Annotated in this window: 27 protein-coding genes, 1 tRNA gene and 1 pseudogene; 17 read left to right on the forward strand and 12 right to left on the reverse strand. The window is 63.7% G+C overall.

What is annotated here, in order from left to right; all coding sequences use genetic code 11:
• The first annotated feature begins 81 nt into the window (after positions 1-81).
• The 4 genes from rpsR to ACNPP0_RS22655 all read left to right on the forward strand — a co-directional run bounded on the left by rpsR (position 82) and on the right by ACNPP0_RS22655 (position 3,171).
• On the forward strand, positions 82-354 hold the full coding sequence (gene rpsR / locus ACNPP0_RS22640) for a 30S ribosomal protein S18 (protein WP_006218308.1): 273 nt from the start codon (positions 82-84) through the stop codon (positions 352-354).
• 15 nt (positions 355-369) lie between these two features.
• A complete protein-coding gene (gene rplI, locus ACNPP0_RS22645; protein ID WP_332610392.1) occupies positions 370-825 on the forward strand; it encodes a 50S ribosomal protein L9 in 456 nt (151 codons plus the stop codon).
• Between the two features lie 127 nt (positions 826-952).
• Positions 953-1,792: a BUD32 family EKC/KEOPS complex subunit gene (locus tag ACNPP0_RS22650; protein ID WP_448707070.1), complete on the forward strand. Its 840-nt coding sequence runs from the start codon at positions 953-955 to the stop codon at positions 1,790-1,792.
• Positions 1,789-3,171 carry a replicative DNA helicase gene (locus ACNPP0_RS22655; protein WP_006218311.1) on the forward strand — a complete coding sequence of 461 codons (1,383 nt, stop codon included), beginning with the start codon at positions 1,789-1,791 and terminating at the stop codon, positions 3,169-3,171. Before ACNPP0_RS22650 ends, ACNPP0_RS22655 begins: the two co-directional genes overlap by 4 nt.
• Before the next feature lie 103 nt (positions 3,172-3,274).
• Here the strand turns inward: ACNPP0_RS22655 and ACNPP0_RS22660 are convergent, their stop codons facing one another.
• From ACNPP0_RS22660 to ACNPP0_RS22680, 5 genes are all read right to left on the reverse strand, one after another.
• Positions 3,275-4,252 (reverse strand): bile acid:sodium symporter family protein, encoded by a 978-nt coding sequence (locus ACNPP0_RS22660; RefSeq protein ID WP_448707071.1) that lies wholly within the window; start codon positions 4,250-4,252, stop codon positions 3,275-3,277.
• Between the two features lie 167 nt (positions 4,253-4,419).
• A complete protein-coding gene (gene pdxA, locus ACNPP0_RS22665; RefSeq protein WP_448707072.1) occupies positions 4,420-5,400 on the reverse strand; it encodes a 4-hydroxythreonine-4-phosphate dehydrogenase PdxA in 981 nt (326 codons plus the stop codon).
• Positions 5,397-5,705 (reverse strand): hypothetical protein, encoded by a 309-nt coding sequence (locus tag ACNPP0_RS22670; protein ID WP_332610386.1) that lies wholly within the window; start codon positions 5,703-5,705, stop codon positions 5,397-5,399. Before ACNPP0_RS22670 ends, pdxA begins: the two co-directional genes overlap by 4 nt.
• 92 nt (positions 5,706-5,797) lie before the next feature.
• Complete coding sequence (locus tag ACNPP0_RS22675) at positions 5,798-6,256, reverse strand: Lrp/AsnC family transcriptional regulator (protein ID WP_050446088.1); 459 nt, start codon at positions 6,254-6,256, stop codon at positions 5,798-5,800.
• A gap of 77 nt (positions 6,257-6,333) precedes the next feature.
• Positions 6,334-6,939, reverse strand: a complete 606-nt coding sequence (locus ACNPP0_RS22680) for a hypothetical protein (RefSeq protein ID WP_448707073.1) — start codon at positions 6,937-6,939, stop codon at positions 6,334-6,336.
• Between the two features lie 183 nt (positions 6,940-7,122).
• Here ACNPP0_RS22680 and ACNPP0_RS22685 point away from each other — a divergent pair, with 183 nt between their 5' ends.
• Together ACNPP0_RS22685 and ACNPP0_RS22690 are read left to right on the forward strand one after the other, a co-directional pair.
• Complete coding sequence (locus ACNPP0_RS22685; RefSeq protein ID WP_046802809.1) at positions 7,123-7,368, forward strand: hypothetical protein; 246 nt, start codon at positions 7,123-7,125, stop codon at positions 7,366-7,368.
• Positions 7,369-7,604: 236 nt separating this feature from the next.
• Positions 7,605-7,877 carry a hypothetical protein gene (locus tag ACNPP0_RS22690; RefSeq protein WP_332610381.1) on the forward strand — a complete coding sequence of 91 codons (273 nt, stop codon included), beginning with the start codon at positions 7,605-7,607 and terminating at the stop codon, positions 7,875-7,877.
• A 9-nt stretch (positions 7,878-7,886) separates the two neighbouring features.
• On the opposite strand, the gene ACNPP0_RS22695 is transcribed toward ACNPP0_RS22690, so the two are convergent.
• Both ACNPP0_RS22695 and ACNPP0_RS22700 read right to left on the reverse strand, forming a co-directional pair.
• Complete coding sequence (locus ACNPP0_RS22695) at positions 7,887-8,450, reverse strand: DedA family protein (protein ID WP_448707074.1); 564 nt, start codon at positions 8,448-8,450, stop codon at positions 7,887-7,889.
• The gene (locus ACNPP0_RS22700) at positions 8,447-9,886 is read right to left on the reverse strand and encodes an aminotransferase-like domain-containing protein (protein WP_448707075.1); all 1,440 of its coding nucleotides are present in this window, start codon (positions 9,884-9,886) and stop codon (positions 8,447-8,449) included. The genes ACNPP0_RS22695 and ACNPP0_RS22700 overlap by 4 nt, the downstream gene beginning before the upstream one ends.
• 157 nt (positions 9,887-10,043) lie before the next feature.
• Here ACNPP0_RS22700 and ACNPP0_RS22705 point away from each other — a divergent pair, with 157 nt between their 5' ends.
• The 4 genes from ACNPP0_RS22705 to ACNPP0_RS22720 all read left to right on the forward strand — a co-directional run bounded on the left by ACNPP0_RS22705 (position 10,044) and on the right by ACNPP0_RS22720 (position 12,670).
• A complete protein-coding gene (locus ACNPP0_RS22705) occupies positions 10,044-10,445 on the forward strand; it encodes a hypothetical protein (protein WP_448707076.1) in 402 nt (133 codons plus the stop codon).
• Positions 10,446-10,469: 24 nt separating this feature from the next.
• Positions 10,470-10,546 (forward strand) — tRNA-Met (locus tag ACNPP0_RS22710).
• Positions 10,547-10,768: 222 nt separating this feature from the next.
• Positions 10,769-11,113, forward strand: a complete 345-nt coding sequence (locus ACNPP0_RS22715) for a hypothetical protein (RefSeq protein WP_046802813.1) — start codon at positions 10,769-10,771, stop codon at positions 11,111-11,113.
• A gap of 294 nt (positions 11,114-11,407) precedes the next feature.
• The gene (locus ACNPP0_RS22720) at positions 11,408-12,670 is read left to right on the forward strand and encodes a TIGR03862 family flavoprotein (protein ID WP_448707077.1); all 1,263 of its coding nucleotides are present in this window, start codon (positions 11,408-11,410) and stop codon (positions 12,668-12,670) included.
• Between the two features lie 28 nt (positions 12,671-12,698).
• On the opposite strand, the gene ACNPP0_RS22725 is transcribed toward ACNPP0_RS22720, so the two are convergent.
• Together ACNPP0_RS22725 and ACNPP0_RS22730 are read right to left on the reverse strand one after the other, a co-directional pair.
• The gene (locus ACNPP0_RS22725) at positions 12,699-13,106 is read right to left on the reverse strand and encodes a hypothetical protein (protein WP_448707078.1); all 408 of its coding nucleotides are present in this window, start codon (positions 13,104-13,106) and stop codon (positions 12,699-12,701) included.
• Between the two features lie 13 nt (positions 13,107-13,119).
• Positions 13,120-13,479, reverse strand: coding sequence for a hypothetical protein (locus ACNPP0_RS22730; RefSeq protein ID WP_332610375.1), 360 nt, complete (start codon positions 13,477-13,479; stop codon positions 13,120-13,122).
• A 275-nt stretch (positions 13,480-13,754) separates the two neighbouring features.
• Between ACNPP0_RS22730 and ACNPP0_RS22735 the strand changes: the two genes are divergently transcribed.
• From ACNPP0_RS22735 to ACNPP0_RS22760, 6 genes and pseudogenes are all read left to right on the forward strand, one after another.
• Positions 13,755-13,883: an entericidin A/B family lipoprotein gene (locus ACNPP0_RS22735; protein ID WP_039883990.1), complete on the forward strand. Its 129-nt coding sequence runs from the start codon at positions 13,755-13,757 to the stop codon at positions 13,881-13,883.
• A 128-nt stretch (positions 13,884-14,011) separates the two neighbouring features.
• Complete coding sequence (locus ACNPP0_RS22740; RefSeq protein ID WP_332610374.1) at positions 14,012-14,443, forward strand: BPTD_2524 family lipoprotein; 432 nt, start codon at positions 14,012-14,014, stop codon at positions 14,441-14,443.
• Positions 14,444-14,446: 3 nt separating this feature from the next.
• The gene (locus tag ACNPP0_RS22745) at positions 14,447-14,857 is read left to right on the forward strand and encodes a hypothetical protein (RefSeq protein ID WP_332610373.1); all 411 of its coding nucleotides are present in this window, start codon (positions 14,447-14,449) and stop codon (positions 14,855-14,857) included.
• A 166-nt stretch (positions 14,858-15,023) separates the two neighbouring features.
• Positions 15,024-16,316, forward strand: coding sequence for an aspartate carbamoyltransferase (locus ACNPP0_RS22750; RefSeq protein WP_332610372.1), 1,293 nt, complete (start codon positions 15,024-15,026; stop codon positions 16,314-16,316).
• Positions 16,317-16,452: 136 nt separating this feature from the next.
• Positions 16,453-17,874, forward strand: a complete 1,422-nt coding sequence (locus tag ACNPP0_RS22755) for a diguanylate cyclase (protein WP_332610371.1) — start codon at positions 16,453-16,455, stop codon at positions 17,872-17,874.
• 157 nt (positions 17,875-18,031) lie between these two features.
• Positions 18,032-18,626 (forward strand): annotated as a pseudogene (locus ACNPP0_RS22760) (IS3 family transposase); the annotation flags it as partial.
• A gap of 75 nt (positions 18,627-18,701) precedes the next feature.
• Here the strand turns inward: ACNPP0_RS22760 and ACNPP0_RS22765 are convergent.
• Entirely contained in the window at positions 18,702-19,601 is a 900-nt protein-coding gene (locus ACNPP0_RS22765) for a recombination-associated protein RdgC (protein WP_006218333.1), read from the reverse strand.
• 151 nt (positions 19,602-19,752) lie between these two features.
• On the opposite strand from ACNPP0_RS22765, the gene ACNPP0_RS22770 reads away from it, so the two are divergent.
• Complete coding sequence (locus tag ACNPP0_RS22770; RefSeq protein ID WP_046802820.1) at positions 19,753-19,962, forward strand: hypothetical protein; 210 nt, start codon at positions 19,753-19,755, stop codon at positions 19,960-19,962.
• A gap of 413 nt (positions 19,963-20,375) precedes the next feature.
• Here ACNPP0_RS22770 and ACNPP0_RS22775 read toward each other — a convergent pair whose 3' ends face one another.
• Complete coding sequence (locus ACNPP0_RS22775) at positions 20,376-22,037, reverse strand: MFS transporter (RefSeq protein WP_442880325.1); 1,662 nt, start codon at positions 22,035-22,037, stop codon at positions 20,376-20,378.
• Positions 22,038-22,266: 229 nt separating this feature from the next.
• Complete coding sequence (locus ACNPP0_RS22780) at positions 22,267-23,643, reverse strand: sensor histidine kinase (protein WP_332610856.1); 1,377 nt, start codon at positions 23,641-23,643, stop codon at positions 22,267-22,269.
• Positions 23,644-23,697 lie beyond the last annotated feature (54 nt).

A 23,697-nucleotide genomic window follows, 5' to 3' on the forward strand; every position in this document is an offset into this window, starting at 1 on the left:
ACGGATAGGTTATGGGGAGCTGGGCCCGGTTTCTAAAAACCCCGGGTAAAACCCGCCCCCTCAAACATAGAGGCACATATCATGGCTTTCTTCGGAAAACGCAAAGAAAAACGCAAATTCACGCAGCAGAACCCGCTTTTCAAGCGTCGTAAGTTCTGCCGCTTTACCGCAGCCGGCGTCGAAGAGATCGACTACAAGGATCTGGACACCCTGCGCGACTTCGTGCAAGAAAACGGCAAGATCATCCCGGCTCGCCTGACCGGCACCAAGGCAATCTACCAGCGCCAGCTGGACACGGCCATCAAGCGCGCGCGCTTCCTGGCTCTGTTGCCTTACACCGACAACCACAACTAATCCGGGGCACTGAAAATGCAAGTTATTCTGCTCGAAAAAGTCGTCAACCTGGGCAACCTGGGTGAAGTCGTTCGCGTGCGTGACGGTTACGCCCGCAACTTCCTGATCCCCCAGCGCAAGGCCCGTCGTGCTACCGACGCCGCCCTGAAGGAATTCGAAGCTCGCCGCGCCGAACTCGAAAAGGCCCAGGCTGAAAAGCTGGCCGCCGCCCAAGCGCTGGGCGAGCGCATCGCCGGCTACCAGCTGAAGATCGCTCAGAAGGCCGGTGTTGACGGCCGTCTGTTCGGCTCGGTCACCAATGCCGACATCGCCGAAGCCCTGAAGAAGGCCGGTTTCGAAGGCGTTGAAAAGGCGCAAGTGCGTCTGCCCAACGGCCAGCTGAAGTCGGTTGGCGAGTTCCCGATCCAGGTCGCCCTGCACGCCGACGTTGTCGTCGACGTCACGGTCCTGGTGGAAGGCGAACTGTCCTAAGCCGTACCCGCGGTAAAAAGAAGCCGGCCCGCGCGCCGGCTTTTTTTCTTTTTGACCGGCCGTCGTTGCGTTCCGCCTTGGCGGCATCACGCATCGCCTCGCCATCTTGCCCAGCTCAGAGGACCTCTTGACCCACCCGCCCGTCCATCACAACGCGCCGCCCGGCCTGCGCGCCTGGCTCGACAGTGTCGACGCCTTGCGTGAACCTTCGGTGCGTGACGTGACGATCGATGGCGTGCGCTGCATCGTCAAGCGCCGGCGGCCCGGCTTCGGGCGTGGCGTCAGCTATGCGCTGCGCTATGTGCGCGCCTTTCTGCTGGGCGTGGGCTGCAAGCTGTTCCTGGGTGAATTTCCGCGCCCGGGCGTGTTGCTGCGCAATGGCTTGACCCACGAAGCCCAGCGCCTGTCGATGTTGCTGGAGGCCGGATGCCGTGTGCCGGAAGTGTGGTGGCAGGAGCATGGCCTGTTGGTGCTGGAGTACGTGGGCGACGACCTGGCTGATCTGATTCGCAACGAAGACGCTACCTCGCAGCTGTGGCTGACCCGTGCGGCCGCCGCAGATCTGGCCGCCTTCCACGCGCGTGGCATGTGGCACGGCGGCGCGCAAATCCGTAACGTCACCTTGCAGGACGGGGAGCTGTGGCGCATCGACTTCGAAGAGAATATCGGGTCGACGCTGTCGCGTCCGCTGGCGCAGGCGTACGACCTTTTCCAGATGTTGTCCTCGCTGGTGTCTTTGCGTAAATTGCCCGATGACGTCGCCGTCACGCTGGGTAAACTGGCGCTCGACGTGTACCTGGACAGCAATCCCGATGCCGCCGTCAAAGCGCGCCTGACCCGTCTGGCGCGCATTCTTTGCAGCGTCGCGGCGCCTTTGCGTCCCTTGTTGCGGCGCCTTCCGTCGCGCGATGTGCAAGGGTTTTTTCGCGTTGCGGACATCCTGCAGCCGTTACTATTGAAGTCATGAACACACCTGCCGATCCCCAGCTTGAATACCTGCGAGTTCCCCCCCATTCCATCGAGGCGGAGCAGTCGGTTCTGGGCGGCCTGCTGCTGGACAACACCGCGTGGGACCGCATCGCCGACGTGCTGGTCGAAGAAGATTTTTATCGCCACGACCACCGCCTGATCTGGCACCACATCGCCCGGCTGATCGGCCTGGCGCGTCCGGCCGACGTCATCACCGTCAATGAATCGCTGATCAGCGCCGGCAAGGCCGAGGACTCGGGCGGCCTGGCATACCTGAATGCGCTGGCGCACAACACGCCGTCGGCCGCCAACATCCGCCGCTACGCCGAAATCGTGCGCGAGCGCGCCATGCTGCGCAAGCTGGTGTCCATCGCCGACGAGATCTCGTCGGCCGCCCTGAACCCGCAGGGCAAGGAAGCGCGCCAGCTGCTGGACGAAGCCGAATCCAAGGTGTTCAAGATCGCCCAGGAAGGCTCGCGCGGTGCCGCGGGCTTCCAGGAAATCCAGCCGCTGCTGACCCAGGTGGTCGAACGTATCGACGAGCTCTACCACCGCGAAGGCAGCTCGGACGTGACCGGCGTGCCCACCGGCTTTACCGACCTGGACAAGATGACGTCCGGCATGCAGGGCGGCGACCTCATCATCGTGGCCGGCCGCCCTTCCATGGGCAAGACCTCGTTCTCGATGAACATCGGCGAACACGTTGCGATTGAGCAGGGCCTGCCCGTGGCGGTGTTTTCCATGGAAATGGGCGCCGTGCAGCTGGCGATGCGTATGCTGGGTTCGGTCGGTTTGCTGGACCAGCATCGCATGCGTACCGGCAAGCTGATCGCCGACGACTGGCCGCGTGTGACCCACGCCGTGCAGCTGATGCAGGACGCGCAGGTCTACATCGATGAAACGCCCGCGCTGAGCCCCATGGAAGTGCGCGCGCGTACCCGCCGCCTGGCGCGCCAATGCGGCCAGCTTGGGCTCATCATTATCGACTACCTGCAACTGATGTCGGGTAACGGCTCGGGCGAAAACCGCGCGACCGAAGTGTCGGAAATCAGCCGTTCGCTGAAGGGCCTGGCCAAGGAACTGAACTGCCCGCTGATTGCGCTGTCGCAGCTGAACCGAAGCCTGGAACAACGCCCCAACAAGCGCCCCGTGATGAGTGACCTGCGCGAATCCGGCGCTATCGAACAGGATGCCGACGTGATCCTGTTCATCTATCGAGACGAAGTCTACAACCCGGACTCGCCGGACAAGGGCACGGCCGAGATCATCATCGGCAAGCAGCGTAACGGCCCTATCGGCACGGTGCGGCTGACCTTCCAGGGTTCCAGCACGCGCTTCCTGAACTTCTCGGGTGCACAGCCACGCGACATGTACTGACCGCCATCGCCGCAGTCGCCGCCTTGGCTCCAAAAAAAAACCGCGCCCCGTATTAAGGGGCGCGGTTTTTTTTTATGTCTGGACGGTAGATCAATCGCGGCGATCAGCCTTCAATTTCAGGACGCTTGCCATAGCGCGCGGCCAACACGCCGCACACCATCAGCTGGATCTGGTGGAACAGCATCAAGGGCAGCACGATCGCGCCCACGGCGTGGCCGGCGAACAGCACCTGCGCCATCGGAATGCCGCTGGCCAGGCTCTTTTTCGAACCGCAGAAGAGCAGCGTGATGCGGTCTTCGACGTTGAAGCCGAACATCTTGCCGGCCAGCGCCGACAGGCCCAGCGCAAGTGCCAGGATGACCGCGCAGCAGACCACCAGGCCCACCAGCGCGGGGATGGGCGTGGTGCTCCACAAGCCTTCGTTGATGGCTTCGGAAAAGGCGGTGTACACCACCAGCAGGATCGAGCCCTGGTCAACGAACTTCAGCATGGCTTTGTGCTTGTGCACCCATGCGCCGATCCAGCGGCGTGCGAGCTGGCCCAGCACGAAGGGCAGCAGCAGTTGCAGCATGATCTTGCCGACCGCGTCGAACGAAATCGGCGCGCTGCCCGCGTTGGCCACCACCGTGCCCACCAGCAGCGGCGTCAGGAAGATGCCCAGCAGGCTGGAGGCGGATGCGCTGCACACGGCGGCGGGCACGTTGCCGCGCGCCATCGACGTGAAGGCGATGGCCGATTGCACCGTGGCCGGCAGGCAGCACAGGAACAGGATGCCCAGGTACAGCTCGGGCGTGACCAAGGGTTCCAGCACCGGCTTGAGCGCCAGGCCCAGCAAGGGAAACATCAGGAACGTGGCCGAGAAAATCGTAAGGTGCAGCTTCCAGTGCGTCAGGCCGGCGATGATGGCCTCGCGGGACAGGCGGGCGCCGTGCAGGAAGAACAGCAGACCAACCGCGATGTTTGTGATCCAGCCAAATACCACCACGCCTTGCCCGTGCGCGGGCACGATGCTGGCAAGGATGACGGTGCAGATCAGGTAGAGAGTGAAGCGGTCGGGCAGAAGGCGGACAAGGCGTGACATGGACGAATAGAGAGGAGCAGACGAAAAGCGGGAACAACGCGCTGCGAACCAGGCGGCAAGCCAAGCGGAAAACCCCGCGGCGAATCAAGCCTGGGCAGTCGGCGGCGCATGGGAGGCGTCGGAAACGGGGCGTATTGTAGTCCCCGTCGCCGTCGCCGTCGTGCGCATCAGGGTGTCATTGCCAGCGCCAAGTCGAACGCGGCTACCAGCGAGGCGTGGTCGGCCACACCCCGGCCGGCGATGTCGAACGCGGTGCCGTGGTCGACGCTGGTGCGCACGAAGGGCAAGCCCACCGTGACGTTCACGCCATGGTCCAGGCCCAGGTACTTCACGGGGATCAGCCCCTGGTCGTGATACTGCGCCACGACGATGTCGAATTCGCCCCGGCGGGCACGCATGAAGATGGTGTCGCCCGGCCAGGGGCCGCTGGCGTCGATGCCTTCGGCGCGCGCGCGGGCGATTGCCGGTTCAATGATGTCGATATCTTCGCGGCCGAACTTGCCGCCTTCGCCGGCGTGCGGGTTCAGGCCCGCTACCGCCACGCGCGGCGCGCCAATGCCCATCTGGCGGCACGCGCGGTCGGCCAGCCGCATGGTGGTCAGCTCGGCGTCGGGCGTGATGCGGGCTATCACGTCTGCCAGCGCCACGTGTATGGTCACCAGCAGGACGCGCAGCTCGTCATTGGCCAGCATCATCGCGAAGTCCTGCGTGGCCGAGCGGTCGGCCAGGATTTCAGTGTGGCCGGGGTAGTCGATGCCGGCTTCATGCATGGACTTTTTGTTCAGCGGCGCGGTGACGATGGCGCGGATGCGGCCGGCCTGCGCGTCGTCAATCGCGGCGCAGACGTAGTCGTAGGCGCCGCGTCCTGCCGCTGCGCTGATCTGCCCCAGCGGCAAATCGTCGGGCAGGGCCGGGCTACAGGCGATGACATGGATGCGCCCTGCATCGGGGCCGGCCTGGGCGACATCGCCCACTTCGACAACGTCCAGGCGTGCGCCAAGCTGAGCCACCGCGCGGCGCAGCGCGCCCGCATCGCCGTACACCACGCAGGGGGCGCTCAGGCCTTGCGCGATCGCCTTGACGACGATCTCAGGGCCGATGCCGGCGGCATCGCCCATGGTGATGCCCACGGGCAATGAGGCGTTCACGATGCCTTGTCCTTGGGCGGCTCGACAACGCCGCATTCAAACGTAACCGTGGCGCGCTTGGAGCCCAGGCCCGTGGCGTGATTCGACGTGACCTTCGGTTTTTGCAGCTTGCGGCCGATGCCCTGGCAATACTGGTCGGCGCGTTGCAGCGTCTGGTTCTTCAGTTCCACCCACGTCAGCAACTGCGTGCCTGAACTATAGGTGACGCTGTAGGTGTCTTTGCCGACGGAGGTGACCTCGCTCATGCTGGAGCAGGCGGCTAGCAAGGTCAGCAGGGCGGCGGCGGGGGCAAGGCGTGCAAGCATGGGGCATCCAGAAAACGCGATATCCGCCATTACAACACCATGTCGGCCCACGAGAAAAGACGGCCGACCGGCCCAAGCAGGGTCAGGTACGTTTAGGGCGCGGCCACCGCGCTGCGGCGGTCGACCTTGCGGCTAAGGACGATGGACGTCTGCGTTTGCTTGACGCCGTCGATCAGGCCGATGCGGTCCAACAGGTCGTCCAGCTGCTCGTGCGTTTCGCAGCGCAGAAAGATCAGGTAGTCGTACGGGCCGCTGACGGACGAGACTTCTTCCACTTCCGGCATGCGTTCCAGCTCGCGGATCACGGCGGCCGGTGTCTTGGGCAGCACGCTGATGAAGCAATACGCGCGCACGGCGGCTTCTTCCAGGCGGCGCCCCAGGCGCACGCCGTAGCCCGACACGATGTGTTCGCGTTCCAGCCGCGCAATGCGCGCGACCACGGTGGTGCGGGCCAAGCCCAGCTTGCGCGCCAGGATCGCGGCGGGCTCGCGCGCATTGGCCGATAGCAGGCTGAGCAATTGCCGGTCGATGTCGTCGAGTCGTTCGTTCATGCAAAAGGCGTGCCGCAAATAGCGAAGAGCCGACGGTACAGGCGGGCGGGCGCCCGCGTCAATGCGATGACGCGTTGTTAGCCGTCCGATTCTGGCGGAATGCCGCCATGGTAGATGCGGCCATCGAATTCGAATCGGGTGATGGTTTTGTGGGCCGCGTCGAAAATGCGGTCGCGGGCGGCGTCTGTCAGGCCGTCGTGATCGGCGAAGCGGAAGCGGCAAAGGTCGATGTCGCTGTCATAGAAGACCGAATTGACGTAGCGGCTGACGTCGGCTTCATGCGCGAAGTGCGCGAATTCGCGCAGCTGTTCCATTTCGTGGAAGGCGCCGTTGCGGCTGACCAGCAGCATGCCGAATTTGCGTTCCTCGTCGGCTACCGGTTCAGGCGCGGGGGGCGCGCTGGCGGACAAGGCGTCGTCATAGTCGAAGCGGGCGCCGGTTTCGTGCATGGCGTCCAGCACGCCTTGCCACTGCGCTTCGTCCAGCGCCAGGCGCGCCATCATGAAGAACAGCCGTTGCCGGCCTAGCGCGCGCGGCTCGGGGCCACCCACGAAACTGGACCACGGCGTTGCGGCATCCAGCCCGGCCAGCTCGGCCATGCGCGCGTCACTGAATCCCAACCTGTCCTGCAAGCGCTGCAAAGATTGGGCATCTGGCGGTGCATAGTTCTGGATCGTCTTCATACGCGCGCTCCGGTGGCCCCGGGCGCCGTGGATGGCGCCCGGCTGCGTGCGCCGCGTTGCTTGAGCGGCACGCTTTATGCTAGCGCGGCCCCCGGCGCTTGCCTAGCACGCGCCAGGCGCCCATGGGCTGCCGGAGGCCATGCTAGGATTTGCGCCGATCATCAATGCCAGGAGGCTTCAGTCATGGATACTCAAGAACAAATCGCCGTTATCGTCCACACCATTTCGCACCAGGGCGGCCGCATCGACGCGCTGAATTCGACGCTGCTGTCGATGCTGCATCTGGCCAAGGCATCGCCGGGCCTGCGCGAGGCCATCGAGGCGCAACTGGAACAGAACTATTCCAGCCTGCTGGCCCGTTCCGAGAATCCCCAGTATGTGGCGGGCTTTGAAAGCGTGCGCGACATGATCATTGCCGCGTTGAAATAAGCGCTAGGGGCAAGCGGTCAGCATCTGGGTGGCGGACCGGCGTTCCGAGTCGCACCGGCGGGAAAGTTACCCACAGCTTCTGTGGACAAGCCTTGGGATAGTCCGGGCATAGATCGGCATTTGCCTTTAAATACAAAGGCTTGGATAGGGCGGTCAAAGGTGGCTCCATTTGCGCGTTTCAAGCGCGCGATTGTGTGGTGTCCACACCGCCGCCAAGCCGGGTAATATGCGGCCCCATGCGGAATCAGTATCGATTGGAACATCCGGGCAGCGCCATGTTGGCGCGTGTCTCGGAAGCGGCAAAGCTGGCGGCGTTCGACCCCGGCAAACTTTCTCCCGAAGCGCGCGAGAGCTGGGAGCGCATGGGCCATGGCTTCAAGGCGTGGCACGACTTCGACCAACGCCATCCCATCCTGCGCCGCCTGGCGCTGCTGCCGTTTATTGGCGGCTGGTACCGCAAGGCGCGCCGCCGTCACGTGCTGCGCGCCAGCGGCAGGTTTGTCTGCTGACGACGTCGCTCAACGACGGCGCCGCGCCAGCAGGTGATAGGCCAGGCCAATCAGCCCCCCAATCGCCAGCGCCACGGCCAGCTTGGTCTCTACGCCATGCAGGCGCCCCAGCAGCGATTCAATCGTCTGGCCAAACGCATAACCCACCACGCTGAAGCACACCGCCCAGATGACGGCGGCAATGGCATTGAGCACCAGAAAACGCAGCGGCGGCACGCTGGACATGCCCAGCGCCACCGGGCCGACGGTACGCAGGCCATACAGGAATCGCAGGCTCAGGATGAATCCGTGCGGGTAGCGGTCGATGGCGGCTAGCGCTCTTTCAAACGCGGGTTTTTCGCGGATGCGCCGCACAAAGCGGTGATCGCGATAGCGGCGTCCCAGAAAGAAAAGCAACTGGTCCGCGATGAACGACCCGGCAAACGCGCACAGCATCACGTAGGGCAAGTGCATCAGATGCTGGTGGGCCAGAAAGCCGGCGAACACCACCACGCTTTCGCCTTCCAGGAACGTGCCGGCCAGCACGGCCCACAGCCCGTAATCGACAATGAACTGATGCAGGGACGCGTTCATGCGGCGCCTTCGCCCACGATGCGCGCCAGGGTCAGCAACGCCCGCGAGATTTCGGGCGTGGTGCGCTGGCCGCAACTGATGCGCAGGAAGTGGTTGTAGCGCGTGCTGTTGGAAAACATGGCGCCGGGCGCGACCCGGATGCCTTGCCGCAACGCGGCTTCGAACACGTCCATGCCGGACCGGCCGTCTGGCATTTCCACCCACAGCAGCATTCCGCCTTGCGGCACGCTTAACCGGGTACCCCGCGGAAAGTGCGCGGCAATGGCTTCGGCCGTCTGGTCGCGCTGCGTTTTCAAATGTCGCCGCAGGCGTGCCAGATGGCGGTCATAGGCGCGCGACCCCAGGTATTCGGCAACGGCAATCTGTGCAAGCGGTTCATTGGGCCGGCTTTGTGCGTACTTGAGCATGGCGATGCGCGCCTTCCAGCGCCCGCCCAGCAACCAGCCCAGCCGCATGCCCGGCGCCAGGGTCTTGTGCATCGACGAACAATAGATGACGTTGCCGGTGGCGTCCCATGATTTAGCGGCTGCCAGCGGCGCGTCGTCATCGGTCAAGGCGCCGTAGGTGTCGTCTTCGATCAGCGGCACCTGCTGGCGTTCGCACAGCGCCACCAGGCGCGCCTTTTCGGCATCGGGCATGACGCAGCCCAAGGGGTTCTGGAAATTGGGCACCACAACCACGGCGCGAATATTGCCGTGCGTCTGAAACGCCAGGTCCAGCGCTTCGATGGACAGGCCATGTTGCGGGCTGGTGGGAATTTCCAGCGCGCGCATGCCCAGGCTTTCCAGGATTTGCAGCAGGCCGAAATAGGTGGGCGATTCGACGGCGATGGTGTCGCCGGGGCGTGCCACCGCGCGCAGCGCCAGGTTCAAGGCTTCGATGCAGCCGTGCGTGACGATGACGTCATCCGGCGTGGCATTGATGCCGTTGGCCAGGGCGCGGCGCGCCAGCACCGTGCGCAGTTCGGGATGGCCTTGCGGGGGCACAGGGCTGACCAGCACCTGGGGCGACACGCGCAGCGCGCGCGTCATGGCCTGCTTCAGCGCGTCCATCGGATACGCCTCGGGCACCGCCGCCGCCAGCGCAAAGTTGGCGCTGACGGGATGCGCCTCGCATTTGGCGATGAAGTCCGAGACGCGATCGTGGATGCCGACATACTGCGCGGCACCCAGCGCTTGGCGGATATCGGGCTCGCTAACGGGGGGGATGCTGTTGCGGCGCGCCTGCAAGACGAAATAGCCCGACCGGGGCCGGGCTTCGATCAAGCCGTCGTCTTCCAACCGGCGGCAGGCCTGCAAGGCAGTGGACAGGCTGACATGGTGCGTGCGCACCAGTGTGCGCACGGATGGCATGCGCTGCTCGGGCGCCAGGACGCCCGTCTGGATGGCGCGCCGGTAGTGGTTCGCCAAGCGTAGGTACAGCGGTTGTGGGTCCATGTGCCGATCATGCTCCCGGTGGTTGGACTGAAGGAAGGCACAGATTCATGAAAAGTACACCATAACAGCGGTGAAATCGAGCGTCTGCATCGGTACAGAAAGCGGCGCTGTGTGGCTGTTGCGCGAAGCAGGGCGGGCGTAGCCTGTCATTGTCCGATTGGAGAACATCATGCACGCCGACCTCGATTCCCCCACCCCCTTCCAAGCCCCCTCTCACCGCGTCGAAATCGCCTCGGGAGCCGGCCGCGCCTTCGTCCTGAAGGCGGGTGCAACGCTGGTCTGCGTGTCAGGCAGCGTGCGGGTCGAACAAGTCGCGGCGGGCGCGGAAGCCGCAGGCTGCCTGCATCTGCCGCGTTCGGTGCGCGTCAATGCCGGTGAAGCGCACGGCATGGCCGAAGGCGGGGTGGTACGCGTGACGGCGATTCAGGCCGCGGACGTGATCTGCGTGGACCCGCCCGGTCCCGTTGCCCGCTTTTTGAACACTATGGCGAGAATATTTCGCCATAAAAAGGCCAAATCCGCGAATAATCGGCTGGGTGCGCTGCACAAGATTTCATAATGGTGTATGATTCATCACATCAGACGCGGGGTGGAGCAGTCTGGCAGCTCGTCGGGCTCATAACCCGAAGGTCGTAGGTTCAAATCCTGCCCCCGCAACCAGTTTCAAGAAAAAGCCGCGATGCATATCGCGGCTTTTTTTCGTCCATGCGTTTCGTCTGCGCTTTGCGTCCGCGCCGCTGGTCTGTTCTTTTCACGTTCACTTGCCCTGGGTCAATCCTTTGTTCCAGTCCGGAGTTTCCCGGATGTGCCCGCCCGCACAGCGCCGCAACCCTGAGCTACCATGGGTCACGCGCGCTAGGTTGCCGCACAAGAGGAGGGTCCATGGGTACAGCAAAATACGATCATCCCGGATTTGTCGCCGACACAGGCGCTGAAGGCAAATACCACGTCGGCATCTGGTGCCCGCACGGCTATCCCGCTCACATCCACATTGGCCGGCCCGCCGAACGCGGTGATCCTCAAGCGCTGCTGCGCCTGCGCATTCCGGATGGCGTCTTCCAGTCCTTGCCAGATGACCCCGAAACCCTGTGCCGCCGTGCGCTGGGCCAGGCGATGGGCGCGGGCTTGCTGCGAACGGTGGCCGTGGACGGCGAATACCAGGAACTGCGTTTCGAGATGGACGCCGAGCCCTGGTCCGGGCCCATGCAAGCGGCGGGCAACGCCTGAAGGCACGGAAGTTACCCACAGCGACTGTGGACAAGCCTTGGGATAGCCTTTGCGCATGTCCGAATTGTCCAGCGATAACAAAGGCTTGGCGCCTGCGGTCAATAATTGGCCGGTGCCAGGCCTTTTTCTTTGGCCGGTAGCGGCGTTGCCCTGACTCCGCGCGCACCCGCAAGCCGCTCTGCCGCAAGCGCCATGCGACAATTCTTCCCGCATTTTGTTGTCTGCGACCCGTTCCTACTTCGCTATGTACTGTCTTCTATCTTCCCTTGCGCCCGCCACGATGAGCCGGCTGCCATGACGAACCTGCAACAGGCGGCGTCCTCCACCACGCCGCGCGTCGCGGTCATTGGCGGTGGGCCGGCGGGGCTGATGGCGGCGGAAGGGCTGGCCGCCCAGGGCTTGCAGGTCGATGTGTTTGACGCCATGCCATCCGTCGGGCGCAAGTTCCTGATGGCCGGGCGCGGCGGGCTGAATCTGACGCATAGCGAAGGCCCGAGTGCTTTCCTGGCGCGCTATGGTTCGCGCGCGGCTCACGTCGCGCCTTGGCTGCAAGCGATGGACGCCACGGCGCTGCGCGAGTGGGCGCACGCGCTTGGCATCGAGACGTTTGTCGGATCGTCGGGCCGCGTGTTTCCTCAAGAAATGAAGGCCGCGCCGTTATTGCGCGCGTGGTTGGCGCGGCTGCGTGCCGCCGGTGTGCGTTTCCACATGCGGCACCGTTGGCTGGGCTGGCCGCAAGACGAGACGATGTCTTCACAAACGCTACGCTTCGACACGCCCGACGGCGTCCAGGCGTGTGCGGCGGATGCCGTTGTGCTGGCGGTGGGCGGCGGCAGTTGGGCCAAGCTGGGGTCGGATGGCGCCTGGGTGCCGGGCTTGCAATCGCATGGTGTTCCCGTCGCGCCGCTGCGCCCCGCCAACTGCGGCTTCGACGTGGCGTGGTCTGCGCACTTTGTTGAGCGCTATGCTGGCCAGCCGGTCAAGTCGGTGTCCATGGCGTGCGCGACGATGCCGGCTCGGCAAGGCGAATTCGTCGTATCCGCAAGCGGTATCGAGGGCAGCCTGGTGTATGCGATGTCCGCGGCGTTGCGCGACGAGATCGACCGATCCGGCCGCGCGGTCGCCATGCTGGACCTGGCGCCCGATTGGACACAGGGCAAAGTCAACGCAGCGGTCATGCATCCACGCGGAGCGCGTTCCATGTCCAGCCATCTGCAAAGCCGTATGGGCTTGACCGGCGTGAAGGCGGGGCTGCTGCGCGAATGCGCCACGGCGGAAGACTTCAAGGACCCGGCTCGATTGGCCATGCGCATCAAGGCATTGCCGGTGACGCTGTTACGGCCGCGACCCATCGACGAAGCCATCAGCACGGCGGGCGGCGTGGCGTTTGACGCGGTGTCGGCGGGTCTGATGCTGGTATCGGCGCCCGGCGTGTTCTGCGCGGGCGAAATGCTGGACTGGGAAGCGCCCACGGGCGGCTATCTGCTGACCGCCTGCATGGCTAGCGGCGTGGTTGCTGCCAGGGGCGTGTGCGAATACCTGGCTGGCCGGCGCTAAGGCCGGCCGCTGCGCTTGGCAGTGCCCTTCAAGACCCGGACGGGTAAGGCGACATGCCCAACGGTGCGCGTGGGGCCAAGTCGCCGACCACATGGCCGACCACCGGGGGCGCGCCTTCTTCTGGCTGGGTGATGATGCCGATCACGCGTGTGATGGCGCTGGCGGGAATGCCGGTGCCGTGCGCCGGATCTTGCACCAGTTGCCAGACGGTAGCGTCGGCTGGCCCGCCGTCCGTCGCGGTTTCGCTGGAAGAATCCAGGCAGTTGCGCGCAAAGAAGGACCAATCCGATGCGCTGCAAGGCAAGCCGTGTGCCGTGGCCAATCGGGCCAAAGCCAGAGGTGCGTCCGCCTGGCTCGCGGCATGCTGGGCGGCAGCGCCCAGCGTGACGTCCAGTGACAGCAAGCGGAGAAACTCTACGACGTTGTCTGAATTCATTGTGGGTCTCCTGTCAGCCGGGGCTTTGTCCCAGCATCGACACTAGCGATTTCTTCAGGCGCGCCGAAAAGATCGGCACCGTGTGCGACACGCCATTGCGGTCGACGCCTTCTTTCAGTTCAACGGACTGCCCCAGGAAAATCTCGGGCGCGGCATTGATTTCGTTGTAGCGGGCAAGCAGTTCATCCACATGGCTCTGTGCGTCGGCAAGCGTGCTGCTGTCGGCAAGCTTGCCTGCGGCATGGGCTTGCAGAATACGGTGCAGATCGTCGATAAACAGCGCCAAAGCCGCTTGTCCGCGGCACTGCGGCTGTTCCCAGCCCCAGCCCTGTGGGCCGGCGCCAGCGTTCTGCGATACGGGTTTTTTGTTCATTTGCGCATCCTAATCCATTGCAGGCAAATACGCGACACCGCGCCAGGGACGCGTTTGTCACGGCCGCGTAAGGGCGGTTACGGGGTTCGGTCCGGCCGGGTTACAAAGTGCGGCCATCAGCCTTCCGCCCTGGCGGCGGCCGAATTGTAGGCGCCAATTTGCAGCCCTGATGCGACACGTATTGGAAGCTGCACGCCAGGGCGTGCGAGTGGTGCGCAAATCTGTCCCTTTGCGGTATGCTGGCTTCGGTTTCCACGCCCAGACAGGAGATGTTTATGAAAAACAAAGTTGTTCTCGTCATGCTGCTTTCGATCGCCGCGCTTTCGGCGGGCTGCAATACTGTTGCGGGCGCCGGCAAGGATATTCAGCGAGGCGGTGAGAAGATCGAAGGCGCTGCGAAGTAAGACCGCAACGCCCAGCTGCTGATGAGCCAGGCCGAGGCCACGCGCGAAATGCCCAGGCATTTCCCGCGTGGCCTTTTTGCGGCCGCTGGCATAATCGCAAAAGTCAGAATTTCAATGCGGGAAGAATCATGCGCAAGTCTGTATGGGTGGGTGTAACGCTGGCAGTGCTGTTGGCCGGCTGCGCGAGCAAGGGGGTTTACGAATCCGACGCCGTGCAAAAAGAGACCTTTAGCGTCGACACCAACTACCAGGCCGCCTTCCGCCGGGGCGGCGAATATGTGCGCACCTGCCACGTGAATGTTCAGCATCCGTATGGGTTGGCGTACGCGTGGCGCCACACCCTGGGCGAGAAGGGCGCGCCCGATGAAATCCAGGTCTACAAGGTGGGCGAACCCGCCAAGGTGCTGGAACTGATTTCGGCCGAGGCCGACGGCCCCGCCAAGTCCAAGGTCACGGTCACCGTGCTGGGACAGGGCCGCTGGGATGCGGCAGAAATCGCCGCCGCGCGCGCCTCCATCCAAAGCGCCACGCCGGCCTGCCGCACCGGCAACGGCGGCTGATTCATGGACGCCCGCCACCCGCAGCGTCGATCCTCGGGGATGTCTTTTGCGCTGCTTGCGGGCGGCTTCAGATTCTTGGGCTGGCTCAACGGCGCGTCCGCGTTGGTGCTGGTCGCGTTCTCGCTTGGCATCGTGGGCGGCGACATCGCGGCGCCCGATCTCCAATTACCGTTGGCGCTGTTCCTGGCCGGGCTGCTGGTCTCTTGCATGGGACTGTTGTTCGCTTACCTGGCGCAGGTCAGCTTGTTGCGGCAAGGCGACATCGGCCATGTCACGCGCGGCCATTGGCCGACGCAGTTGCTGGCCATGATCTGCTACCTGTTGGGGGCGCTGGCGTTCTGCGCCGGCTGCTGGTTTTCGCTGGGCCAGGCGGCGCCGGACGTGCAGCAAAATACGTCCTACGCCAGCCGGTAGCGCCTCCCGGCATCGTGCCAAAGCCCGTTGCCGGCGCGCGCTTTCCTGCTGGTCGTGGCGCGGAAATAACAAGGGTAAACCCTTGTACGCAAAAATATTGGACTTGCACTTGTGTTGGGAATAATATGCGCGCTGCGTATATAAATCCTCTTTCTCGGGGCCCGTCATGACCATCTCCCAGCAAGCCTTCCTGCGCGACGCCATGCGACGCCTGAACCTCACGCGCGACGTGTTCGCGACCCGTATCGGCGTCAAGCGCCGGGCGCTGGATACGTGGTTGCTGCCCGAGGGATCTCAGGAATTTCGCGCCATGCCGGAAGTGGTGCAGCGCTTTGTCAGCGAGATCGTGCAAAACGGCGTGCTGCTGGAAAAATATACGCAAAGCGTACAAGATGGCCCCCTGCGTGAGCGCATCGCCGTGGAAGGCAAGAACCAACTGCTGTCGGTGGACCAGTTCACCCGCGAATCGGTCGAAGACCTGTTCCGCGTTGCCGACATGATGCAGCCTATCGCACGCCGTCAGAAAGTGTCGCGCGTGCTGGAAGGCGCCGTGCTGGGCAACCTGTTTTTTGAAGCCAGCACGCGCACCCGCGTCAGCTTCGGGTCGGCGTTCTGCCGCCTGGGCGGTTCGGTGTGCGACACCACGGGCTTCACGTTTTCGTCGATGGCCAAGGGCGAATCGATCTACGACACCAGCCGCGTCATGAGTGGCTATGTGGATGCCATGGTCATCCGCCACCCCGAGCAAGGTTCGGTTGCGGAGTTCGCGCGCGCCACCAACATTCCGGTGGTGAACGGGGGCGACGGCCCGGGCGAACACCCCAGCCAGGCGTTGCTGGACCTGTACACGATCCTGACGGAATTCTCGCGTCTGGGTAAGTTGCTGGATGGCGCGCACATCGCCATGGTTGGCGACTTGAAGTACGGCCGTACCGTGCATTCGCTGATCAAGCTGATGGCGCTGTACAAAAACGTAAAGTTCTCGCTGGTGTCGCCCAAGGGGCTGGAAATGCCCAGCTACATCATTGAGCAGGCCAGCCGCAACGGCAACATCATCGAGCAGAAGACGTCGCTGGCCGAAGGCCTGGCAGGCGCGGATGTGATCTACGCGACGCGCGTGCAGAAAGAGCGCTTCGCCAACGAGGAAAACGAAGGCTACACGCCCGATTTCCAGATCAACCGCGCCATCATCGACGCGTATTGCAGCCCCGAAACCATCGTGATGCACCCGCTGCCGCGCGACAGCCGTCCGGGCGCCAACGACCTGAGCGTGGACTTGAACCACGATCCGCGCCTGGCGATCTTCCGCCAGACGGACAACGGCATCCCGATCCGCATGGCGATCTTCGCGGTGCTGTTGGGCGTTGAAGGGCTGGTGCAGCATTCGCTGCGCGATGTCACGTGGCAGCATCCGTCGCACGTGGGTCCGGACGATTCCGCCTTCCACGGCTTGGAATAAGCTGGGTCATAAGCCTGGATAGCACTGCCGCGCGTGGGCCCCTGTAGGGGCCCACTTTCTTTTAGCGCATAATCCGCGCTGGTTTTTCGTCGCGTGTCGCTTTTGGCACGCGCGAAGTTTTTGGGGCGGATGATTTATGTCTTCGAGCAAGACGGCGTTGCCGGTTTGGACAAGCGGCGCTGATCAAGCGTGCTACCTCAGCGCGTCCAACGCGCAAGCGTGGGAAGCGGTCTACCAGTCAGTGGACGCCTACACGCGCGGCCAGGTGGCCGCCGTGGTGGCGGACAGCGCCAAGGAGCTGGTGGACGCGTTCTATTCCACCTTGCTGGCCGACGTTGAAGCCGGGCCGCGCCTGTCCCACGAGATCGTGTCGACGCGCCTGCACAAGGGCATGAAGCACTGGCTGCTTGGGCTGCTTTGTGTGCGCGACCAGGGCGATATCGTGGCCTTGATGGCCACGCAGAAAAAGGTGGGCGAAGTGCATGCCCGCGTCCATATCCCGATCCATCTGGTGATGGCGGGCGCGCGTGTGCTGAAGAACGAAATTGCCGAACGGCTGCGCGCCAGCGATCTGGACGGCATGGCCGCGTCCATCGCCACGCAATACGTCTGTAATCTGTTTGATCTGGCGATCGAACAGATGAGCCGCGCCTTCATGCGCGATATCAACCGCGGCGCGCGCAACGACGAGGCCTATCGCCTGTTCGCATTGGGGCAGAACATATCCACCGAGCGCGAGCGCCAACGCGCCGCGCTGCTGGAATGGAGCCAGGCCGTGCTGATCGGCCTGCATTACCGCGCGCCGGAACAGGCGCTGCCTCGCTTGGCGGCTTCTGAATTCGGCCTGTGGTTGCAGCACAAGGGCGGAGTGCTGTTTGAAAGCGCCCCTGCGTTGCGCCAGATCACCGACGCTGTCGCTGAGCTGGACGACGTGGTGCTGCCTCGGCTGCTGATGGACGACGGCGAGCGCCAGTTGTCGATGCCCGATCAGGTGCGGCAATTGCAGGAGCTGGTGGCGCGCATCAAGCATCTGCTCAATGGGCTGTTCGATATGGTGGCCGAGATCGAAAGCGGCAGCGACCCACTGACCAACGTGCTGAACCGGCGCTTTTTGCCGTCGGTCATCGGCCGCGAGATCGCCATCTCCAGCCGTCAAAACAGCCGGTTTTCGGTACTACTGCTGGACATCGACCACTTCAAGGCCATCAACGACGCGCATGGGCATTCGGGCGGCGACCACATCTTGCGCCAGTTTGCCGAGGTGGTTCACCAGTCGTGCCGGTCCAGCGATTTTGTGTTCCGTTATGGCGGTGAGGAATTCCTGGTGGTGTTGGTGGACACCGGTCCGGAAGCCGCGTTGGCCGCGGCCCAGAAGCTGGGCGCCGAGATCCGCCGCCACGCGTTCACCATCCCCGAAGCGGGCGCGCAACGCATCACGGCCAGCATCGGCGTTGCCACGTTTGACGGCCACCCTGACTACGCCTACCTGATCGACCGGGCCGACAAGGCGCTGTACCAGGCCAAGTTGGCCGGACGCGACCGCAGCGTGGCGGCGTAAGCGGCGATCCCGGCCGATGTGTCGCCGGGGCTGTCGATAAGCCCCGGGGCGCAACTGCCCAGCAACCGCCCAGCCACCGCCTGGGGCGATTGCCGGCGTGTACGTCGCATCAATGAAAAAGGCCGCCCGTTCCTGAACTGAACGTGGTCCAAGGGGATTAAGGCCCAAGCATTCGCTCGAACTGCTGCTACGAGCAGCGAAGCTCTCGCGCAGCACGTTCTACTACCAATTGAAGGCGCAGGCCGCCGTGGACGCGTACGCCCAGCTCAAGCAGCGCATCGGCGCAGTCTACGCACGCCACAAGGGCCGCTATGGCTACCGCCGGATCACGGCGGTGCTGCGTCAGGCGGGCAAACTGGTGAATCACAAGACGGTGCAGAAGCTGATGCAGATGCTGGGCTTGAAGTCGCTCGTGCGCGCCAAGAAGTACCGTTCGTATCGAGGGCAGTCGCATCACGTCGCGGCAAACGTGTTGGCACGTGACTTCCAGGCCGAGCGTCCGAACGAGGCTGGCGGCCCGGTCCGTGACCCAGAGCATGTCACGCAAGGGCAACTGCCTGGACAACGCCGCCATGGAAAGCTTCTTCGGCACGCTCAGGGCCAAGTTCTTCCACCTGAACCGCTTCAAGAGCGTCGACCAGTTGCAGGCCGGCATCAGGCAGTACATCCATTACTACAATCACGATCGCATCAAGCTCAAGCTAAAAGGCCTGAGCCCGGTGCAATACCGAGCTCAGGCCTTCGGGCTTTAGCTTCTGACGTCCAACTGTCGGGGGTCAGTTCATTTGCGGGCGGCCTTTGCGTTGGGCGTGATCCCGCGCGCGGGATCAGATCTTCTTTTCGCCGCCCAATGCTTCGACCAGTTCGGCCATCATCTTGGCCAGTTCGCCCGTCATGAGCATCATGTCGGAATCGAACTTTTCATCGTCGTTGGCGGCAACGCCTTCGTTGCCTTCCTTCAGCACGTCCAGCGGCGACACGCGCTTGACGTCCAGGCCTTCGGTCAGCACGAACGAAATGCGGTCGGCCCAGGTCATGGCCAGGCGCGTGCACTGCTTGCCCGACTGGATGTGGCGGCGCACGTCGTCGGCGTCGATCGAATGCTTGACGTAGCGGATGGCCGCGCCGCTTTCGCCCGATGAACGCAGTTCGGTGTCCTGGTCGATGCTGAAGTTCGAGGGGGCCTCGTCTTCGGCCAGCCAGCCCGTCATGGCAGACGCGGGCGATTGCGCCACGTACAGGTTTTCCAGCGGGAAGGGGTCCACGCACTTGGCCAGCAAGCCGATGACTTCGTCGGCTTTCGCGGAGGCCGCGGCGTCGATGACCAGCCAGTGGTTTTGCGGGTCGATCCAGACGCGCGTGTCGCGGTAAACGCTGAAGGCGCGCGGCAGCAACTCGTCAGTGACGCGTTCCTTGATTTCCTTCATCTGCTTGCGGCCCGGCTTGTAGCCTTGCTGCTCTTCGATTTCCTGGGCGCGCGCCTTGGCGACCTGGTTCACGACGGTGCCCGGCAGAAGCTTCTTTTCCGCGCGCAGGCTAAGCAGGATCTGCCCGTTCACAACGTGGGCAAGCCCGCCGTTTTCGCGCGGGGGAACCCAGCCCAGGCTTTGCATTTCAAGGTTGTTGCCCGCTTGGTAGGCGTGCCGCGCAAGCGTTTCTTCAAGCTGATCGCCAACGAGAGTCCACGGCGATGAGAGGCGGTAAATCTTGAGGTTTTTGAACCACATGAGCGTCGGCCAAAAGGGTTGATTCTATACGACGCGGCCGGTTTGCCGAAGTGCTGCAATACGGTTGCGACAGGGGACACGTTCTGTCACTGACACAGGGCGGGCGTTGCGTTAACTTGCGCGCACCGACATGGAATCGGAGAGGAAAAACATGAAAATCATTGGTGCCATCCTGATCGTCCTGGGCATTGTGGCTTTGGCCTACAAGGGCTTCAACTACAAGTCCGAAGAGACCGTTTTGCAGATCGGTTCGGTCAAGGCCACGGCCGAAACCGAGAAGTCGGTGCCGATCCCGATGTGGGCGGGCATTGCCGCCATCGTGGCGGGCGTGCTGGTTATTGGTGTGGGCATGCGCCGTTAATCAGGCCCGGTATCCGCACAATGATGGCCGCCTCGCGGCCATCATTTTTTTTGGGGGCTGCCTTTCCTGCGCTGCCTTTCCTGCGCTGCCTTTCCTGCACTGGCTTTCTAGCGCTAAAAAAAAAGCGGCCCGGCTCAATAAAGGCCGGGCCGGTACGGGAGCACACAATACCGCGTCATAAAAGGCTCGCGGGGAACGCGGTATCGGTGTCAGAACACTAGCCCTGCAATCGTCTGACAGGGGGATCAATCGTCATTCGATCTGAAGCAAGGCCGCAATCTGAGGCGCCAGTCTAAGCGCCAGGGTCTGACATCGTCCTGAAAGTGCGCAGAAGTTTCACGCAAAAAAAAAGCTCCGTAAGGAGCTTTCAAGGCCGGGCAGGCGCAGCAGTCCCGCCCGGCGGGGGATGGTCTTTACGCGTTGATGTCGTTGTCCTTGGATTCGCGCACGAACAGGGTGCCGATGACCAGGGTCATGACGGCGATGATGATCGGGTACCACAGGCCGTCGTAGATGTTGCCCGTGGCCGCCACCACCGCGAAGGCCACCGGGGGCAGGAAGCCGCCGAACCAGCCGTTGCCGATGTGGTAAGGCAAGCTCATCGAGGTGTAGCGGATGCGGGTCGGGAACATTTCCACCAGCATGGCCGCGATCGGGCCGTAGACCATGGTCACGTACAGCACCAGGATCGCCAGCAACACCACCACCATGACGTTGTTGCTTTGCGCCGGGTCCGCCTTGGCCGGGTAGCCGTGGCTGCGGATCGCGGTGGTCAGCGCCTTGTCCAGTTCAGCGGCCTTGGCCTTGAAGTCGGCCGGGGCCAGGGACTTGCCGTCGAACGAGGCAAATTCGTCATTGCCGATCTTGACTTTCGCCAGCGATCCGGCAGGCGCCGCTTCGTTCTTGTAGTTCACCGAGTTGCGAGCCATGAAGGACTTCACGACGTCGCAAGAGCTGGTGAACGCTGACGTGCCCACCGGGTTGAACTGGAACGAGCAGGTGCCGGGGTCGGCGATGACCGTGACCGGGGCGGTGGCCTGGGCCTTTTCCAGCGCCGGGTTGGCGAAGTGGGTGATGCCCTGGAAAATCGGGAAGTACGTTGCCGCCGCAATCAGGCAGCCCGCCATGATGATGGGCTTGCGACCGATCTTGTCCGACAGCGCGCCAAACACCACGAAGAAGGGCGTGCCGATCAAGAGCGCGATGGCGATCATGATGTTGGCCGTGTTGGCGTCTACCTTCAGCGTTTGAGTCAGGAAGAACAGCGCGTAGAACTGACCCGTGTACCAGACCACGGCCTGGCCGGCGGTCAGGCCCAGCAGCGCCAGGATCACGACCTTCAGGTTCTTCCACTGGCCGAACGATTCAGCGATCGGCGCCTTCGAACCCTTGCCTTCTTCCTTCATGCGCTTGAAGGTGGGCGACTCGCTCAGTTGCAGGCGGATCCACACCGAGATGCCCAGCAGCACGACCGAAATCAGGAACGGAATGCGCCAGCCCCAGGCTTTGAAGTCGTCTTCGCCCATGACCGTGCGGATGCCCAGGATGACCAGCAGCGACAGGAACAGGCCCAGCGTGGCGGTGGTCTGAATCCACGACGTGTAGAAGCCGCGGCGGCCGTGCGGCGCGTGTTCGGCAACGTAAGTCGCCGCGCCACCGTATTCACCGCCCAACGCCAGACCTTGCAGCAGGCGCAGCACGATCAGGATGGCCGGAGCGGCCAGGCCGATGCTGGCGTAACTGGGCAGCACGCCCACCAGGAAGGTGGACAGGCCCATGATCACAATCGTGACCAGGAAGGTGTACTTGCGTCCTACCAGGTCACCCAGGCGGCCGAACACCAGCGCGCCGAACGGGCGCACGGCGAACCCGGCGGCGAACGCCAGCAACGCGAAAATGAAGCCCGCGGTGGGGTTCACGCCAGAGAAAAAGTGTTGCGCGATGATGGCTGCGAGCGAGCCGTATAGATAAAAGTCGTACCACTCAAAAACCGTGCCCAGCGACGATGCGAAGATGACGCGGCGTTCATCCTTGGTCATCGGGCGCGGTTCCGCGGAAGGACCGCGGCCTGCCATGGTTGTTGTGCTCATGATGTCTCCTCGTTTTTTGGCCGGCGGTTTTCCGCCGTGCTTGGCCCTTTGCCGGTCAAGCCGACATCGAGCTATGCGCAACATTGAGCCGCGACCCTGACGAGGTTCTGACGGAACCCTTACCTGAATCTTAAAATTGAAACTAAATGTTATTGCTCCGCGGGGAGCTAGGGATAGTCCTTAGCCGCCGGACGGACGGGTCGTACACACGGCGCTAGCTTTCATGCCGGTCCGACGGGTCGGCATATGGCGGGAACACGACGCTGATGCGCGTACCCGGCAGGTCCGAATGGGGATTCGGATGGTCGTCTATCAGCACCGTCGCCTGGTGCTTTTGCGCGATCTCGCGCACGATGGCCAGGCCTAGGCCGCTGCCGTCCGACGCGGTGCCCAGCACGCGGTAGAAGCGGTCGAACACGCGTTCGCGCTCGTCTGGCGCAATGCCGGGGCCGGAATCTTCCACTTCCAGCACGGCCTCGTCACCGCGCCGCTGCACGCGCACGGTAATGTGGCCGCCGCGCGGCGTATAGCGCAAGGCGTTGTCGACCAGGTTGTTCAGCAATTCGGCCAGCAGCAGCGGGTTGCCGTTGATATCGACGGGATCGTCAGAGCCCTCAAAGCCCAGGTCGGTGCTTAGCGAGAGCGCCTGCGGCACCCAGTGCATGGCCTGCTCGTAGGCGATGGCGTTCAGATCGGTGCGCGTCAGGCCGATGGCACTGGGGTTTTCGGCGCGTGCCAGCAGCAGCAACTGGTTCACCAGCCGCGTTGCGCGTTCGGACCCGGTCACCAGCTGCCGCAGGCTGGATTGCATTTCTTCGGGGCTGGCATCACGCAGCGCCAGTTCGGCTTGCGTGCGCAGCCCGGCAAGGGGCGTCTTTAATTGGTGGGCGGCGTCCGCCACGAAACGGCGCTGCGCCTGCACGTTGGCCGACAGCCGATCCAGCAGGTCGTTCATGGCGGCGACCAGCGGCGCGATTTCTGAAGGGGCGGCGCGTTCATCGATGGGCGACAGGTCATCGGGCCGACGCGCGCGCAGGCGTTGCTGTAGCGCGTTCAGCGGCGCCACGCCGCGCGACAGGCCGAACCACACCAGCAGCACCGCGATCGGCAGCACCACGAACTGCGGAATGATCACGCCCTTGATGATGTCGTTGGCCAGTTGCGTGCGCTTTTCCACGGTCTCGGCCACGATCAGCAGCGCGGGCTGCGTGTTGGGCAGGTTCAGGTCCACCCACGTGAACGCCAGGCGGATGCCGAATCCGCGCATGGTGTCGTCTTCGTACTGAACTTCGCCAGGGCGCGGCTGGCCCACGGTGGCCGGCAGCGGCAGGGCGCGGTCGCCGCCCAGGTATTCGCCCCGGCTGCCCAGCACCAGCCAGAACACGCTGTCGGTTTCGTCGGCGCGCAACACGTCACGCGCGGCGTCGGTCATCTTCAGCACGGCCCGGCCGTCCTGCGCATGGACTTGCCGCGTCAACACGTGAAGGTTGTTGGCCAGCGCGCGGTCGTAGGGCACGTTGGCGATGTTCTGGGCGACCACGTACGTGATCGCGACGCTCATGGGCCACAGCAGGAACAGCGGCGCCAGCATCCAGTCCAGGATTTCGCCCAGCAGCGACCGCTGCGGCGGTGCAAAGCTCGGGCC

Source organism: Achromobacter semiaridum, assembly GCF_053543755.1.

Bases quoted from the DNA above. Each gene is read 5' to 3' on its own strand.
- rpsR (WP_006218308.1), top strand. From the start codon at position 82: ATGGCTTTCTTCGGAAAACGCAAAGAAAAACGCAAATTCACGCAGCAG.
- rplI (WP_332610392.1), top strand. From the start codon at position 370: ATGCAAGTTATTCTGCTCGAAAAAGTCGTCAACCTGGGCAACCTGGGT.
- ACNPP0_RS22655 (WP_006218311.1), top strand. From the start codon at position 1,789: ATGAACACACCTGCCGATCCCCAGCTTGAATACCTGCGAGTTCCCCCC.
- ACNPP0_RS22660 (WP_448707071.1), bottom strand. From the start codon at position 4,252: ATGTCACGCCTTGTCCGCCTTCTGCCCGACCGCTTCACTCTCTACCTG.
- ACNPP0_RS22670 (WP_332610386.1), bottom strand. From the start codon at position 5,705: ATGCTTGCACGCCTTGCCCCCGCCGCCGCCCTGCTGACCTTGCTAGCC.
- ACNPP0_RS22675 (WP_050446088.1), bottom strand. From the start codon at position 6,256: ATGAACGAACGACTCGACGACATCGACCGGCAATTGCTCAGCCTGCTA.
- ACNPP0_RS22680 (WP_448707073.1), bottom strand. From the start codon at position 6,939: ATGAAGACGATCCAGAACTATGCACCGCCAGATGCCCAATCTTTGCAG.
- ACNPP0_RS22685 (WP_046802809.1), top strand. From the start codon at position 7,123: ATGGATACTCAAGAACAAATCGCCGTTATCGTCCACACCATTTCGCAC.
- ACNPP0_RS22690 (WP_332610381.1), top strand. From the start codon at position 7,605: ATGCGGAATCAGTATCGATTGGAACATCCGGGCAGCGCCATGTTGGCG.
- ACNPP0_RS22695 (WP_448707074.1), bottom strand. From the start codon at position 8,450: ATGAACGCGTCCCTGCATCAGTTCATTGTCGATTACGGGCTGTGGGCC.
- ACNPP0_RS22700 (WP_448707075.1), bottom strand. From the start codon at position 9,886: ATGGACCCACAACCGCTGTACCTACGCTTGGCGAACCACTACCGGCGC.
- ACNPP0_RS22715 (WP_046802813.1), top strand. From the start codon at position 10,769: ATGGGTACAGCAAAATACGATCATCCCGGATTTGTCGCCGACACAGGC.
- ACNPP0_RS22720 (WP_448707077.1), top strand. From the start codon at position 11,408: ATGACGAACCTGCAACAGGCGGCGTCCTCCACCACGCCGCGCGTCGCG.
- ACNPP0_RS22725 (WP_448707078.1), bottom strand. From the start codon at position 13,106: ATGAATTCAGACAACGTCGTAGAGTTTCTCCGCTTGCTGTCACTGGAC.
- ACNPP0_RS22730 (WP_332610375.1), bottom strand. From the start codon at position 13,479: ATGAACAAAAAACCCGTATCGCAGAACGCTGGCGCCGGCCCACAGGGC.
- ACNPP0_RS22735 (WP_039883990.1), top strand. From the start codon at position 13,755: ATGAAAAACAAAGTTGTTCTCGTCATGCTGCTTTCGATCGCCGCGCTT.
- ACNPP0_RS22740 (WP_332610374.1), top strand. From the start codon at position 14,012: ATGCGCAAGTCTGTATGGGTGGGTGTAACGCTGGCAGTGCTGTTGGCC.
- ACNPP0_RS22745 (WP_332610373.1), top strand. From the start codon at position 14,447: ATGGACGCCCGCCACCCGCAGCGTCGATCCTCGGGGATGTCTTTTGCG.
- ACNPP0_RS22750 (WP_332610372.1), top strand. From the start codon at position 15,024: ATGACCATCTCCCAGCAAGCCTTCCTGCGCGACGCCATGCGACGCCTG.
- ACNPP0_RS22755 (WP_332610371.1), top strand. From the start codon at position 16,453: ATGTCTTCGAGCAAGACGGCGTTGCCGGTTTGGACAAGCGGCGCTGAT.
- ACNPP0_RS22765 (WP_006218333.1), bottom strand. From the start codon at position 19,601: ATGTGGTTCAAAAACCTCAAGATTTACCGCCTCTCATCGCCGTGGACT.
- ACNPP0_RS22770 (WP_046802820.1), top strand. From the start codon at position 19,753: ATGAAAATCATTGGTGCCATCCTGATCGTCCTGGGCATTGTGGCTTTG.
- ACNPP0_RS22775 (WP_442880325.1), bottom strand. From the start codon at position 22,037: ATGGCAGGCCGCGGTCCTTCCGCGGAACCGCGCCCGATGACCAAGGAT.
- ACNPP0_RS22780 (WP_332610856.1), bottom strand. From the start codon at position 23,643: ATGCTGGCGCCGCTGTTCCTGCTGTGGCCCATGAGCGTCGCGATCACG.